13 protein-coding genes are annotated in these 13,936 nt (G+C 67.7%); 7 read left to right on the top strand and 6 right to left on the bottom strand.

Annotation, left to right across the window (positions count from 1 at the left end; translation table 11 throughout):
* The first annotated feature begins 11 nt into the window (after positions 1-11).
* On the top strand, positions 12-401 hold the full coding sequence (locus AC1RPL_RS14885; protein ID WP_493070179.1) for a nuclear transport factor 2 family protein: 390 nt from the start codon (positions 12-14) through the stop codon (positions 399-401).
* On the opposite strand, the gene AC1RPL_RS14880 is transcribed toward AC1RPL_RS14885, so the two are convergent.
* Together AC1RPL_RS14880 and AC1RPL_RS14875 are read right to left on the bottom strand one after the other, a co-directional pair.
* Positions 388-1,314: an LOG family protein gene (locus AC1RPL_RS14880; RefSeq protein WP_493070177.1), complete on the bottom strand. Its 927-nt coding sequence runs from the start codon at positions 1,312-1,314 to the stop codon at positions 388-390. The two genes, AC1RPL_RS14885 and AC1RPL_RS14880, sit on opposite strands and share 14 nt — an antisense overlap.
* Positions 1,315-1,350: 36 nt before the next feature.
* Positions 1,351-2,022 carry an extensin family protein gene (locus AC1RPL_RS14875; RefSeq protein WP_493070175.1) on the bottom strand — a complete coding sequence of 224 codons (672 nt, stop codon included), beginning with the start codon at positions 2,020-2,022 and terminating at the stop codon, positions 1,351-1,353.
* A gap of 159 nt (positions 2,023-2,181) precedes the next feature.
* Between AC1RPL_RS14875 and AC1RPL_RS14870 the strand changes: the two genes are divergently transcribed.
* From AC1RPL_RS14870 to AC1RPL_RS14855, 4 genes are all read left to right on the top strand, one after another.
* On the top strand, positions 2,182-3,342 hold the full coding sequence (locus tag AC1RPL_RS14870) for a phosphoserine transaminase (protein ID WP_493070174.1): 1,161 nt from the start codon (positions 2,182-2,184) through the stop codon (positions 3,340-3,342).
* Between the two features lie 99 nt (positions 3,343-3,441).
* On the top strand, positions 3,442-5,019 hold the full coding sequence (serA, locus tag AC1RPL_RS14865) for a phosphoglycerate dehydrogenase (protein WP_493070172.1): 1,578 nt from the start codon (positions 3,442-3,444) through the stop codon (positions 5,017-5,019).
* Positions 5,020-5,114: 95 nt separating this feature from the next.
* Entirely contained in the window at positions 5,115-5,504 is a 390-nt protein-coding gene (locus AC1RPL_RS14860) for an endonuclease domain-containing protein (RefSeq protein WP_493070171.1), read from the top strand.
* The gene (locus AC1RPL_RS14855; protein ID WP_493070170.1) at positions 5,501-6,601 is read left to right on the top strand and encodes an ATP phosphoribosyltransferase regulatory subunit; all 1,101 of its coding nucleotides are present in this window, start codon (positions 5,501-5,503) and stop codon (positions 6,599-6,601) included. The genes AC1RPL_RS14860 and AC1RPL_RS14855 overlap by 4 nt, the downstream gene beginning before the upstream one ends.
* A 208-nt stretch (positions 6,602-6,809) precedes the next feature.
* On the opposite strand, the gene AC1RPL_RS14850 is transcribed toward AC1RPL_RS14855, so the two are convergent.
* The 3 genes from AC1RPL_RS14850 to AC1RPL_RS14840 are packed head-to-tail and all read right to left on the bottom strand — an operon-like array spanning position 6,810 to position 11,791.
* Complete coding sequence (locus AC1RPL_RS14850) at positions 6,810-8,243, bottom strand: mannitol dehydrogenase family protein (protein WP_493070168.1); 1,434 nt, start codon at positions 8,241-8,243, stop codon at positions 6,810-6,812.
* Between the two features lie 46 nt (positions 8,244-8,289).
* Complete coding sequence (locus AC1RPL_RS14845; RefSeq protein ID WP_493070167.1) at positions 8,290-9,312, bottom strand: aspartyl protease family protein; 1,023 nt, start codon at positions 9,310-9,312, stop codon at positions 8,290-8,292.
* A gap of 52 nt (positions 9,313-9,364) precedes the next feature.
* Positions 9,365-11,791 carry a ligase-associated DNA damage response DEXH box helicase gene (locus AC1RPL_RS14840; RefSeq protein ID WP_493070165.1) on the bottom strand — a complete coding sequence of 809 codons (2,427 nt, stop codon included), beginning with the start codon at positions 11,789-11,791 and terminating at the stop codon, positions 9,365-9,367.
* 9 nt (positions 11,792-11,800) lie between these two features.
* Here AC1RPL_RS14840 and AC1RPL_RS14835 point away from each other — a divergent pair, with 9 nt between their 5' ends.
* Complete coding sequence (locus AC1RPL_RS14835; RefSeq protein ID WP_493070164.1) at positions 11,801-12,799, top strand: ligase-associated DNA damage response exonuclease; 999 nt, start codon at positions 11,801-11,803, stop codon at positions 12,797-12,799.
* 60 nt (positions 12,800-12,859) lie between these two features.
* The gene (locus AC1RPL_RS14830) at positions 12,860-13,315 is read left to right on the top strand and encodes a hypothetical protein (RefSeq protein WP_493070162.1); all 456 of its coding nucleotides are present in this window, start codon (positions 12,860-12,862) and stop codon (positions 13,313-13,315) included.
* 211 nt (positions 13,316-13,526) lie between these two features.
* Here the strand turns inward: AC1RPL_RS14830 and AC1RPL_RS14825 are convergent, their stop codons facing one another.
* Entirely contained in the window at positions 13,527-13,880 is a 354-nt protein-coding gene (locus AC1RPL_RS14825) for a hypothetical protein (RefSeq protein ID WP_493070160.1), read from the bottom strand.
* Positions 13,881-13,936: the final 56 nt, after the last annotated feature.

Below are 13,936 nucleotides of genomic sequence, written 5' to 3'. Positions count from 1 at the left end.
TAGGGTCGGGCATGCTTCCCAATCCCGAACTCGCCATCCGCCTGCGCCGCGCAGCCTTCAATCGCGCGCTGGCCGAAGCCGATCTCGCCGCGATCGGCCCGATCCTCGCGAACGGCGTGGTGCTCGTCGCGGGCACCGATTCGGCACTGATCACCGGCCGCAAGGCGCAATTGCTCGCCTGGAAGCGCGAGTTCGCTGCAGCGGACCGCAGCATCTACATCCGCACGCCGGAGACGATCCTCGCCTCGCCGATCGAGCCGATCGCCTTCGAGCATGGCGCCTGGCAGGGTGTGTCGGCCGCGACCGGCGCGGTGCAGGCGTCGGGCGCCTACACCGCCAAATGGCGCCAGCACGGCCCCGACTGGGTGATCGAGGCCGAGCTCTACCTTACTCTGGCTTGAGCACCGTCTCGGGCTTGTCGATGCCCGGGCGCGGGCGCGCGATCACCGTGTGATCCTTGTCGCGCCAGAAATCCTGGACGATCTGCCAGCCCTCTTCCGCGGTCTCGCAGATGTGGAACAGGTCGAGGTCCTTGGGCGAGACCACGCCTTCCTCGACCAGCGCCTCGAAATTGACGACGCGGGTCCAGAAGTCGCGCCCGTAGAAGATCACCGGAATCGGCTCGATCTTGCCGGTCTGGATCAGGGTGAGCAGCTCGAAGCTCTCGTCGAACGTGCCGAAGCCGCCCGGGAACACCGCCACTGCGCGCGCATGCAGCAGGAAGTGCATCTTGCGCAGGGCGAAATAGTGGAACTGCATCGACAGGCCCGGGGTGACGTACGGGTTCGGCGCCTGCTCATGGGGCAGCAGGATGTTGAGGCCGATCGTGTCGGCACCCACATCGCGCGCACCGCGGTTCGCCGCTTCCATGATCGACGGGCCGCCGCCCGAGGTGACGACGAAGTGGCGGTTCCCCGCCTCGTCGAGCGGGAAGTTCGAGGCGAGCTGCGCCAGTTCGCGGGCGACGTCGTAATATTTCGACTTCTCGACCAGCCGCTGGGCGATGATCTTCTGCTGCGGCGTCTCCGCCAGTTCGAGCAGGGCGCCCGCCTTGCTCGGCTCGGGAATGCGCGCCGAGCCATAGATGACGAAGGTCGACTTGATGTGTGCCTCGTCGAGCAGCAGCTGCGTCTTGAGCAGCTCCAGCTGGAAGCGCACCGGCCGCAGGTCGTCGCGCAGCAGGAAGTCCATGTCCTGGAAGGCGAGCCGATAGGCGGGGTGCTCGGTCTGCGGCGTGCCGCTGTGCGTGTTGGCGTTTTCGACTTCCTGCTGGGCAGGGCGGAAGACGCGGCTCGGAACTCTCGTATCGCTCATTTAGTCCGGCTTAAGCCCAATATTCCCCCGCTGCAATCAGCGGCAGAACGGACCCCGTCCCATGTCGAGGTGCAGATGATTGTAGTGCGCGGCGTTATAGTCCGGGCTCAGCACCGTGGCGAAGCGCTTGCAGGCGGATCCGTGGATCGTCTCGAGGAAGGCGCGAACCTGTTGGTCGTCCGTTCGCCAGTCGCGCTCGATCGTAACGCGCCGCCCGTCCGCCAGGATGAAGCCCGAGACGTCGACGGCATTGGCCAGCCCATGCTCGGACATGCGGTTCACGGTCGCTGCGCCGCCGCCGATGATCCCGCGGCACGAATAGGTGCCATAGGTCTCGACCTTGACCAGGTCGCTCCCCAATATCTGTCGCGCCGCCGGGGCGACGGCAAAGCGCACCCAGGCGATGAAGCTGCGCGCCAGGCCGCACTTCATCGACTTCAATCCGGTCACCGGCACCCCGATGTCGATCAGCTGCACCGCTCCGGTGACGACGCAGCCTCCGCCGAAATCGCGGTCGGGAAGCGGCGAATAGCGCACCTGCTCGCGCGACAGGTCGGCGAAGCATTGCTGCGTCGCGCGCGGCGTCGGGCCATTGAGCGTGATCGGGCCCGAAGCGCGCGGGCGAATCGGAGCCGGAGCAGGGCGATCGTCGCCGCCGAACATGCAGCCGGCAAGGAACAGAGGCAGGAACAGGCCGAAAACGCGCATGCCAAGCTCCATAGCATCGCCTTGCCTTCACATGGTTAACGCCAGAAAACTGCGCGAACACCGTATTTCGCGCAATTGACTTTCGCCAAGCCGCCGCTAGGGCCGTCGGCGGGCCACGCGGTCCCAACGCCGCGCGCGCTCTCTGTAAGGAGAGACTACATGACTGACTCGACTACCGCCGACGCCACCATTGCGTCTGCCGCCAAGCCCGCCACCAAACCGGCTCGCCCCTATTTCTCTTCCGGTCCCTGCGCCAAGCCCCCGGGCTGGTCGCCCGAAAAGCTCGCCACCGAGTCGCTCGGCCGCTCGCACCGCTCGAAGATCGGCAAGACCCGCCTCCAATATTGCATCGACCTGATGCGCGAGGCGCTGCGTCTGCCCGACACCCACCGCATCGGCATCGTGCCGGGCTCGGACACCGGCGCCTTCGAAATGGCGATGTGGACGATGCTCGGCGCCCGCGGCGTCACCACGCTCGCCTGGGAAAGCTTCGGTGAAGGTTGGGTCACCGATGCGGTCAAGCAGCTCCGCCTCGAGCCGAACGTGGTCCGCGCCGATTACGGCCAGCTCCCCGATCTCGACGTGCTCGACTGGTCGACCGACGTGCTCTTCACCTGGAACGGCACCACTTCGGGCGTGCGCGTGCCGGACGGCGAGTGGATCCCGGCCGACCGCGAAGGCCTGACCTTCGCCGACGCCACTTCGGCGGTGTTCGCCTACGACCTGCCCTGGGACAAGATCGACGTCGCCACCTTCTCCTGGCAGAAGGTGCTGGGCGGCGAGGGCGCGCACGGCGTGCTGATCCTCGGCCCGCGCGCGGTCGAGCGTCTCACCGAATACACGCCCTCCTGGCCGCTGCCCAAGGTGTTCCGCCTCGTCTCCAAGGGCGCGCTCGCCGAGGGCGTGTTCAAGGGCGAGACGATCAACACCCCGTCGATGCTCGCCGTCGAGGACGCGATCTTCGCGCTCGAATGGGCCAAGGGCCTGGGCGGCCTGGACGGGCTGATCGCCCGCTCGAACGCTAATGCCGCCGCGCTCGACAAGATCGTTGCCGCGCGTCCGTGGCTCGGCCATCTCGCCGAGCTGCACGGCATCCGCTCGAAGACCAGCGTGTGCCTCACCGTCGAGGGTGCCGACGAAGCCTTCATCAAGAAGTTCGCTGGCCTGCTCGAGAAGGAAGGCGCGGCCTATGACGTCGCCGGCTATCGCGACGCTCCGCCGGGCCTGCGCATCTGGTGCGGCGCCACCGTCGACACCGCCGATATCGAGGCGCTCGGCCCCTGGCTCGACTGGGCCTACGCCGAAGCACGCAACTCCTGATCGTCATCCCCGCGAAGGCGGGGATCCAGAGTCACAAGCGAATCACTCAGTAACCCTGGATCCCCGCCTGCGCGGGGATGACGGGGGTGGAGAACCAAAATGCCAAAAGTCCTCATCAGTGACAAAATGGACCCCAAGGCCGCCGAGATCTTCCGTGCGCGCGGCGTCGAGGTCGACGAGATCACCGGCAAGACTCCCGAAGAGCTGAAGGCGATCATCGGCCAGTATGACGGCCTGGCGATCCGCAGCTCGACCAAGGCGACCAAGGAAATCCTCGAAGCCGCGACCAACCTCAAGGTCATCGGCCGCGCCGGCATCGGCGTCGATAATGTCGACATCCCCGCTGCCTCGGCGGCCGGCATCGTCGTCATGAACACGCCCTTCGGCAACTCGATCACCACGGCCGAGCACGCCATCGCGCTGATGTTCGCGCTCGCCCGCCAGCTGCCGGAGGCGGACGCCTCCACCCAGGCCGGCAAGTGGGAGAAGAACCGCTTCATGGGCGTCGAGCTCACCGGCAAGACGCTCGGCCTGATCGGCGCCGGCAATATCGGCTCGATCGTCGCCGATCGCGCGCTGGGCTTGCGCATGAAGGTGGTCGCCTATGATCCCTTCCTCACGCCCGAGCGTGCGATCGAGATGGGCGTGGAGAAGGCGACGCTCGACGACCTGCTGCTGCGTGCCGACTTCATCACGCTGCACACGCCGCTGACCGACCAGACCCGCAACATCCTCTCGGCCGAGAACCTCGCCAAGACCAAGCGCGGCGTGCGCATCATCAATTGCGCGCGCGGCGGCCTGATCGACGAGGCGGCGCTCAAGCAGGGCCTCGAGAGCGGCCATATCGCCGGTGCCGCGCTCGACGTGTTCCAGGTCGAGCCCGCCAAGGAGCATCCGCTGTTCGGCACGCCCAACTTCGTCTCGACCCCGCATCTCGGCGCGTCGACCACCGAGGCGCAGGTGAACGTCGCGATCCAGGTCGCCGAGCAAATGGCCGATTTCCTCGTCTCGGGCGGCGTCACCAACGCGCTCAACATGCCGAGCCTGTCGGCCGAAGAGGCGCCGCGCCTCAAGCCCTACATGGCGCTGGCCGAAAAGCTCGGCAGCCTTGTCGGCCAGCTCGCGCATGACAATCTCAAGAGCATCGCGATCGAGAGCGAAGGCGCTGCCGCCGAGCTCAACCAGAAGCCGATCGTCGGCGCGGTGCTTGCCGGGCTGATGCGCGTCCATTCGGACACGGTGAACATGGTCAACGCGCCGTTCCTCGCCAAGGAGCGCGGGCTCGACGTCCGCGAAGTCCGGCACGACCGCGAAGGCGATTACCACACGATGGTCCGCGTCACCGTCGGCACCCAGGCGGGCGACCGCTCGGTGGCGGGCACGTTGTTCGGCAACCAGGCCCCGCGCCTGGTCGAGCTGTTCGGCATCAAGGTCGAGGCCGATCTCGCCGGCCACATGCTCTACATCGTCAACGAGGACGCGCCGGGCTTTATCGGCCGCCTCGGCACCACGCTGGGCGAGGCGGGCGTCAACATCGGCACCTTCCACCTCGGCCGCCGCGAAGCGGGTGGCGAAGCGATCCTGCTGCTCTCGGTCGACGACAAGGTCAGCGAGGAACTCCTCGCCAAGGTCCGTGCGCTCCCGGGCGTGAAGACCGCGATGGCGCTGAGCTTCTGAAGGCTTATGCCCCTCTCCGCGCGTAGTTGTGTGCCGCGAGGTCGCGACTAGGGTATAGCCCTCTCCCCATCGGGGAGAGGGTTGGGAGAGGGGCAGTGCCGCAAACCGACAAGGCGTTGCTCGCACGTGCGAAGGCAATGCGCGCCAATCCCACGCCCGCCGAGGCGGCAATGTGGCGCATCCTCCGCGCCAAGCAGTTCGAAGGCGTGAAATTTGCTCGCCAGGTGGTGATTGCGCCGTATATCGCCGACTTCGTCGCGCGATCCCGCGGATTGATCATCGAGATCGACGGCGACACGCACGCGTTGCGCGACGCTCAGGATGTGCGGCGCACGGCGCGGCTTGAAGGGCAGGGATATCAGGTGATCCGGTTCACGAACTACGAAGTGGGGAGCAATCTGGACGGGCTGGCGCATGCCATCGGCGTAGCGCTTGCCGCACTGCCCCTCTCCCAACCCTCTCCCCGTGGGGGAGACGGCTTTTGAGCGGCCTCCTTCCCGAAGGCTTCCACGATCGCCTCCCTCCCGCGGCCGATGCTGCCACGCGCCTCGAGTCCCGGGTGCTCGGCGTCGCCCGCGCCTATGGTTATGAGCAGGTCGATCCGCCGCTCGCCGAATTCGCCGACGAGCTGAGCGCGCGCCTCAAGGCCGCCGGGGGCTTGCGCGATGCGGTGCGTTTCGTCGATCCGGTATCGCAGCGCACGCTGGCGATCCGCCCCGATCTCACCGCCCAGGTCGGCCGCATCGCCGCCACCCGCATGGGCCACCATCCGCGCCCGGTGCGCCTCTCCTATGCCGGTCCGGTGATCAAGCTCTCGGCGTCCGAGCTCGATCCGTTGCGCGCCACCCGCCAGATCGGTGCCGAGCTGATCGGCCTCGATACCGTCGCGGCTGCCACCGAAGTGGTGCGCGTCGCGATCGAGGCGCTGCAGGCGGGTGGTGTCGAAGGCATCGCGCTCGATTTCACCTTGCCCGACCTGGTCGATTGCCTGGCTGGCGACAGCCTCACCTCCGCCCAGCTCGAAACGCTGCGCGATCGCCTCGACGCCAAGGATGCCGCCGGCGTCGCCGCGATCGACGCGCGCTATCTTCCGCTGATCGAGGCAGCCGGCCCGTTCGATGCCGCGATCGCGCGCCTCCGCGCGATCGACGCCGGCAAGGCGCTCGCCACAAGGCTCGACGGCCTCGCCGCGATCGCTGTCAGCATCCAGGGCCAGGCCGCGCTCACGCTCGATCCCACCGAGCGGCACGGCTTCGAATATCAGAGCTGGCTCGGCTTTTCGCTGTTCGCCCGCGGCGTGCGCGGCGAGATTGGCCGCGGGGGCACTTACACGATCCTGCACGGCAATGGCCGCGAGGAAGCCGCGGTCGGCTTCTCGCTCTATGCCGATCCGATCCTCGACGCCGGCATCGGCGCCGGCGAGCGCCGCCGGCTGTTCCTGCCGCTGGGCACGCCCGCGGGCATGGCCGCGAAGCTGCGCGAGGAAGGCTGGGTCACCGTCGCCGCGCTCGAAGCGGACGATACGCCCGAGGGACAGCTCTGCACCCATGTGCTGCGCGACGGCGCACCGCAGGCGCTCTGATCCTTGCAATGTAGGATTTCGCGTGTTGGGCTGGCGCGGTCAGGCCTCCGGCCCGGCCGCTCTTTGACTCTGTTGGAAAGATAGGATCGGCCGCGCGCAAGGATGTTGCGGAATGCCACGAACCTCACACGAAGTCCGTGCCCGCATTGCGCGAGCTTTGTGAAGTTTGGGCCGAACTTCGCCGAGTCGCCCGGGCGCGGATGTTGGATCAGCGCGCGAGCAGTTCCGCCGCCCGCCCCTCCAGGAACGCCGGCACCGCCGCGACCACGGCGTCGCGGAACCGCGCATCCTCGGCCAGCCGCTCGGGGAACACCTGCCGCAGTGCCAGCACCGCGGCCGCGGGGTCGCTGCTCGAAGCGGCGCCCGCCAGCACCTCGGCCAAAGGATCGGTGATCGTCTCGCCCGCCTCGGCCTTGCGGCGCAGGAAGGCGATCCACGCCGCCACCGGCACTGCCAGCCGCGCCACGTCGTACCCCGCCGCCAGCCGGTCGCGGACCGTGTCGAGCAAGCGATACGGCAACTTCTGCGAACCGTCCCAGGCGATCTGGCTGAGCAGATGGCGGATCGCCGGATTGCGGAAGCGATCGAACACCGCGTCGGCATAGCCTTGCACGTCGAGCCCTTCGACCGGCTTGAGCGAGCCGGCAATGTCCTCGTGCATCAGCCGTCCGACGAACGCCCCCAGCGCCGGATCGCTCACCGCTTCGAACACCGTTTCGTGCCCGAGCGCCAGGCCGATATAGGCGAGGCTCGAATGCGCGCCGTTGAGGATGCGCAGCTTGGCCTGCTCATAGCCCTGCACGTCGTTGGTCAGCGTCACACCCGCCGCGGCGAGGTCGGGCCCATCGGCCAGGTCGAAGCGCTGCAGCACCCACTGGGCGAAGCGCTCGCGCTGCACTGCGGCCTGGTCCTCGACACCAAGCGCGTCGGCGACCTTGGCGAGGAAGGCCGGATCGCTCGCGGGCGTGATCGAATCGACCATCGAATCGGGGAAGGCGACGTTGGCCGCGATCCACTCTGCGAGATCCGCGTCCCAGGTGCGGCCCAGCGCGACGCAGGCGGCGCGCAGCTTTCCGCCATTGCCGGTCATGTTGTCGCAGCACAGCATCGCGAAGGGCGGCGTGCCGGCCGCGCGGCGATCGGCGAGGCCGGTGACGATCCAGCCGATCACGCTCGCCGGTTCGTCCGGGCGCGCGCGGTCATGGACGATGTCGGGATGACTGAAGTCGAGGCTGCCATCGGCGCCCAGGCAATAGCCCTTCTCGGTCACCGTGCTGGTGGCGATCTTCACTGCGGGGTCTGCAAGCAACGCCCGCAGCCTTGCGCCTTCGCCCGGGCCGATCGCGTCCGAATGCGCGGCGATGATCCGCGTGCTCGGCTCGCGGTCGATCACTGCCAGCGTGTAGAGCCCGTCCTGCGCCTTGAGCGCGTCGACCGTGCCGCCGCTGCGCAGCGAGACCGCGGCGATGCCCCAGCGCGGATCGCTATCCAGCACCCGGTCGAAATACGCTGCCTGGTGCGCGCGGTGGAAAGCGCCTGGGCCGAAATGGACCACGCCGGTGCCGATCGACGCGGGGTCGTGCCCAGGCCGTTCCACGGCAACGGGAAGCGAGGCGAGGGCGGCGCGCGAGAGACGGGTCATGCGCCGCGGTCAACCCGCCTCGGCCGCCAAAGTCAATCGGCCAGCGTCAGTAGCTGGTGATCGGCGAAGCGCTCGTCGTCCCCGGGATCAGCGTGCCGGTGGCGCGCTCCTTGGGCCGATTGTCCTTGGGCATCAGGAAGCGGACCTGGCGATTGGGGAAGTCGATATCGACGCGGCGGAAACTGCGCAGCGCATCCATGCCGAGCAGCAGCGCGGGCCGCTTGGTCAGCCCGAAGCGCTCGAACGGCGTCACGTCGGCAAAGGCCACCGGCATCTCGCCGAAGCGCACCTTGCCGACCAGGATATCGGGCACGCGCGTATAGTCCGCCACCGTCTGGTCGCCGGTCACGCTGGTCAGCAGCACCTTTTGCCCCTTCAAGGCATTGCGGCCGACGCGCTTGCGCAGCGCGCTGTTGCCCATCGTCACTTGGCTGCCGGTATCGAGCACCACCTGGATCCGCGTCGAGCCATAATAGGCATCTGTCACGATAAGCTGGCCGAACACGCTCTTGGCAGTGACGACGATCTCGTCGCGATCACGCTTGGCGAAGGCATTGCGCTTCACGCTGGGGCGCACCGCCATGGTGCCCTTTTCGAAGTCGATCGTGACCTGGTGGTTTGCCAGCGTATCGATGCCGAGCAGGCCGAGCGCACCCAGGTTACGCGCCTCCAGCGCCGGGGCGATGATCGTGTGCTGCTCGCCGATCGACTTGATCGAGAGGCCGGGCACTACAACGGTGTTCACCCGGTCGCGCCCGGTCATCGATGTGATCATCACCGGCGAGCCTGCGCCCAGCCGCAGCGATCCGGCGAGTTCGCGGGCGATCACGGTGCGCTCGGCGCCGGTGTCGATGATGAAGTTGTACGGGCCGCTGGTGCCTACCGCGACCGGCACGGTCAGGCGCTTGTCGATCTCGCCCAGCGCGAGCAGCGTCGCCTCGATATCGGCGGGCGTCGGCATGGTCAGCTCGGGATCCTGCGGGGGCGGCCCCTCATGCGGATCCTGGAGGTCATGGGCTCCGGCGGTTGCGGCCAGCGGGAGCAGGAGGAGCACTGCGAGCCTGTTCATGCTTGTGAAGGTACACCTTCCCATGCTGCGCAGCAATCTGTCCGGAATGTTTCTAATCGAGCCGCATTGCCTCTGCGGCGATGTCCTCGGCTTCCATGAGCAGCGCGTCTTCGGTCATGCCCTGCGCGACATTCTCGCGGCCGATCATGATGAGCACCGGCACGGCCATCGGGGAGACGCGGGGCAGGTCGATATGGAGCATGGTGTCGGCAGCGGTGTCGAGCAGATGGCCGAGCCGCCCGACATCGGTCATGCGTGCGCGCGCATCGGCCCATGCGGCGCGCAGGAGGAGGTGATCGGGCTCGTATTTGCGCAGCACATCGTAGATCAGGTCGGTCGAGAAGGTGACCTGGCGCCCGGTCTTCTTCTTTCCCGGATGCTGGCGCTCGACCAGCCCGCCGATGATCGCCACTTCGCGAAAGGCCCGCTTGAGCAGTGCCGATCCCTGTACCCATTCGACGAACTCGTGCTCGAGGATGTCGGGCGAGAATAGCGCCGCGGGGTTCTCGATCTTCTCAAGGCCGTAGACGGCGAGGGCATAGTCGTTGGCGACGAAGCCGAGCGGCTTGAGCCCCATCGCCTCCATCCGCCTCGTGATCAGCATGCCGAGCGACTGATGCGCGTTCCAGCCTTCGAAGCTGTAGGCGACCATGTGGTGCTTGCCTTCGTGGGGGAAGGTCTCGACGAGCAACTGGCCGGGGGCGGGGATCGCCGAGCGGCGCGCCTGGGCGCCCAGCCATTCCTGCACATCGGCGGGGAAGCGCGGCCATTGGCTGCGGTCGTGGAGGAAGTGGCGGACGCGGTCGGCCAGCGTCGCGGTGATCGCCAGACGCGCGCCCATGTACGAGACGTAACGGGCATGCTTGGTGGTGGCGCGGACGACCAGGTCGGTCAGCTCGACCCGCTCCACTTCCAGCGCCATGCCGGCGAAGACGAAGGCGTCGCCGGGCGAGAGGGTGGTGCCGAACGCTTCCTCGATCTTGCCCAGGCGGCGGCCGTTCTTGAAGCGGACCTCCATCATCGGCGCCTCGACGATGATGCCGGCGTTCAATCGATGCTGCGCAATAAAGGCCGGTGTGGTGACCCGCCAGAAGCCGTCCTTGCCGTGGGTCAGCCGCTTGAACTTGTCGTAGGCGCGCAGGGCATAGCCGCCATCGGCGATGAAGCTCAGCACCCGATCGAACACGTCATCTGCGAGCGCCGAATAGGGCAATGCTGCGCGGATTTCCTGCAGCAATGCATCGCGCTGGAAGGGGGCGGCGCAGGCGCAGGCCATGACGTGCTGGGCGAGCACGTCGAGCGCGCCGGGGCGGAAGACGTCGGGATCGAGCTCGCCTTGCTCGACGGCGTCCAGCGCGGCGCGGGCCTCGAGATATTCGAAGCGGTTGCCCGGAACGAGCACGGCTTCCGACGGCTCATCGAGCCGGTGATTGGCACGGCCGATGCGCTGCAAGAGCCGCGAAGAGCCCTTGGGCGCGCCCATCTGGATCACGCAATCGACATCGCCCCAGTCGACGCCGAGATCGAGGCTGGCCGTGGCGACCAGCGCACGGAGATGGCCGTCGGCCATCGCTTGCTCGGCCTTGCGCCGCGCCTCAAGGCTGAGGCTGCCATGATGCACGCCGATCGGCAGCTTGAGCTCGTTGACCTTCCACAGCTGCTGGAAGACGAGTTCGGCGAGCCCGCGGGTGTTGCAGAAGACGATCGTCGTCTTGTGTGTCTCGATCTCGGCCATCACCTGCGGGATCGCATAGACCCCCGAATGGCCGGCCCAGGGGACTTTGTCCTCCGGCAGCAGGATGGCGATGTTGGGCTCGGCGCCTTTTTCGCCCTGCACCAGCGTGACCGCGTCGATGTCGCCATGCGGGGCGAGCCAGGCGCGGTAGCCGTCCGGATCGGCCACCGTGGCCGACAGCGCGACGCGGCGCAGGTTGGGCGCCAGGCGCTGGAGGCGGGCTATGGCCAAGGCCAGCAGGTCCCCGCGCTTGCCGGTGGCGAAGGCATGGACCTCGTCGATCACCACCGTCCGCAGCCCCGCGAACATCGTCAGGCTGTCTTCATAGGAGAGCAGCAGGCTGAGCGACTCAGGCGTGGTCAGCAGGATCTGCGGCGGGCGGGCGCGCTGGCGGACCTTCTTGTCCCAGGGCGTGTCGCCGGTGCGGGTCTCGACGCGGATCGGGACATCCATCTCCTCGATCGGCGTCAGCAGGTTGCGCTGCACGTCCACTGCCAGCGCCTTGAGCGGCGAGATGTAGAGCGTGTGGAGACCATCCACCGGTTCCTCGATCAACTCGGCCAGCGTGGGCAGGAAGCCAGCCAGCGTCTTGCCCGCGCCCGTCGGCGCGACCAGCAGCGCATGCTCACCCCGGCGTCCGGCCTCGAGCATCTCGAGCTGGTGGCGACGCGGCGCCCAGCCGCGGCCTGCGAACCAGTTCGACAATATCGGGGGGAGCTGGGAACCGGCGGGCATCCCGCTCATATAGGCATGATGGCGAAGCTCGGCGACTGGATCGATCCTAGACCCACCGGCATCTATCTGCCCGCGGCCGATATCTGGATCGACCCGTCGCAACCCGTCCGCCGCGCGCTGGTGACGCATGGCCATGCCGACCATGCCCGTGGCGGGCACGAGGCGGTGTGGGCTACGCCGCAGACGCTGGCGATCATGGAGGCGCGCTATGGCCCCCAGAATGGCAACCCTGTCGACTATGGCGAGCGGATCACGATGCACGGCATCGACATCCGCTTCGTCCCCGCCGGCCATGTCCTCGGCTCCGCCCAGATCGTGCTCGAGCATCGCGGCGAGCGGATCGTCGTCTCGGGCGACTACAAGCGGCGCGCGGACCCGACCTGCGCGCCGTTCGAGCCGGTGCCCTGCGACGTGTTCGTCACCGAGGCCACGTTCGGGCTGCCCGTCTTCCGCCACCCCGAGACGCATGACGAGCTCGACAAGCTGCTCGCCGCGCTCCGCGCCAATCCCGATCGCTGCGTGCTGGTCGGCGCCTATGCGCTGGGCAAGGCGCAGCGGGTGATCGGCGAGCTGCGGGTGATGGGCTTCGACGATCCCATCTACATCCACGGCGCGCTCCAGCGCCTGTGCGACCTCTATGTCGAGCAGGGCGTCGACCTGGGCGAGCTGCGACCCGCCACCGGCGTCGCCAAGGCCGAGCTGCAGGGACGGATCATCCTGTGCCCGCCGGGCGCGCTCAACGATCGCTGGTCGCGGCGGCTGCCCGATCCGATCACGGCGATGGCTTCGGGCTGGATGCGGGTGCGCCAGCGGGCCCGGCAGCGCAATGTCGAGCTGCCGCTGATCCTTTCCGACCATGCCGATTGGGACGAGCTGACCCGCACCATCACCGAGCTGGCGCCGCGCGAAGTGTGGGTGACGCATGGCCGGGAGGACGCGCTGGTCCATTGGTGCCGTCTCCACCAAGTCAAGGCGCGGGCGCTCGATCTCGCCGGGTTCGAGGACGAGGACGATTGATTGCCCTTCGCCACTGGTAGCGATACCATCTCCGGCAAAGATCAAGCGGGAGAGGCAATCATGAACGCAATGAAGCTGGCGGCGCTCGCCGCAGCACTGGTGGCCGGTGCCGGTGCCGGTGCCGGTGCCGGCGTAGCGCATGCGCAGACCGGGCCGGGCAATCCCGTGCTGGTCGGCTCGGTCAGTGCGCCGGAGCTCAAGGGCCCGGACGATACCGCGTCGAACATCGACAAGGCAGTGCGCGAATCGCGGGCCGAGGCGGCCAAGGGCAAGCCGGCGCGGGCGGTTCCGGCCAAGCCCGGCGACGTGACCGCAGGCAGCGACGTGCGCGATTCGAAGGGCGTGGTGCTCGGCAAGGTCGAGTCGGTGAGCATGTCGGCTGCGGTGGTCGCTACCGAGGCCGGCAAGGTCGAAGTGCCGCTCGAGGCGTTCGGCAAGAACAACAAGGGGCTGCTGCTGGCGCTGACCAAGGCGGATTTCGACAAGATGGTCGCGGGGGCGAACAAGCCCAACTGATCCAACGGCGTCGTACCGACGACTCGGCGAAGTTTGGCCCAAACTTCACAAAGATCGCGCACTGCGGGCACGAAATTCGTGTGAAGTTCGCGCATTCCGCAACATCCTTGCGCGCGGCTGATCCTATCTTTCCTACGGGGTCAAAGAGCGGCCGGGATGGCAATCCGGCCGCGTCAGCAAACAGACGAAATCCTACATTGCAAGGGGCCGCTCAGGCGGCGGCCTGCTCCGAGCCGGTGAGCAGCCAGGCCTCGGCGGCCCAGGGATCCTCGAAGGTGCGGGCATAGCGCCGGTCGAGTGCGCGGCCGAGCTGGGTGCGCGCCAGGGTGCGGCCGATCACAAAGGCCAGGCGGCGCGAGCGATAGCCGGGATCGGCGAGGAGGTCGCGGAACAGCTCGACGCTTTCCTGCGCCTGAATCTTGATGTCGCGCAGATCGTTGAGCGTCAGATGCTGATTGGCGCCGCAAGTCAGCCTGCCATGGGCTTCGGCGCGGGCGGCCAGGAACGCCGCGATATCGTCGGGTGCGAAAAAGCCCCCCATCCGGATGCGGACAAGGTTCTGCACGGGGTCAACGTCGATGGAAAACTCGGCGGGCATCGACTCGAGAATAGCCCGGACCC

This window comes from Sphingomonas sp. GW821-FHT12D09 (genome assembly GCF_058807215.1).
The sequence above is the reverse complement of the archived record's forward strand: the minus strand, read 5'-3'. Positions and strand labels throughout refer to the sequence as shown.

Bases quoted from the DNA above. Each gene is read 5' to 3' on its own strand.
- AC1RPL_RS14885 (WP_493070179.1), top strand. From the start codon at position 12: ATGCTTCCCAATCCCGAACTCGCCATCCGCCTGCGCCGCGCAGCCTTC.
- AC1RPL_RS14880 (WP_493070177.1), bottom strand. From the start codon at position 1,314: ATGAGCGATACGAGAGTTCCGAGCCGCGTCTTCCGCCCTGCCCAGCAG.
- AC1RPL_RS14875 (WP_493070175.1), bottom strand. From the start codon at position 2,022: ATGCGCGTTTTCGGCCTGTTCCTGCCTCTGTTCCTTGCCGGCTGCATG.
- AC1RPL_RS14870 (WP_493070174.1), top strand. From the start codon at position 2,182: ATGACTGACTCGACTACCGCCGACGCCACCATTGCGTCTGCCGCCAAG.
- serA (WP_493070172.1), top strand. From the start codon at position 3,442: ATGCCAAAAGTCCTCATCAGTGACAAAATGGACCCCAAGGCCGCCGAG.
- AC1RPL_RS14850 (WP_493070168.1), bottom strand. From the start codon at position 8,243: ATGACCCGTCTCTCGCGCGCCGCCCTCGCCTCGCTTCCCGTTGCCGTG.
- AC1RPL_RS14845 (WP_493070167.1), bottom strand. From the start codon at position 9,312: ATGAACAGGCTCGCAGTGCTCCTCCTGCTCCCGCTGGCCGCAACCGCC.
- AC1RPL_RS14840 (WP_493070165.1), bottom strand. From the start codon at position 11,791: ATGAGCGGGATGCCCGCCGGTTCCCAGCTCCCCCCGATATTGTCGAAC.
- AC1RPL_RS14835 (WP_493070164.1), top strand. From the start codon at position 11,801: ATGGCGAAGCTCGGCGACTGGATCGATCCTAGACCCACCGGCATCTAT.
- AC1RPL_RS14830 (WP_493070162.1), top strand. From the start codon at position 12,860: ATGAACGCAATGAAGCTGGCGGCGCTCGCCGCAGCACTGGTGGCCGGT.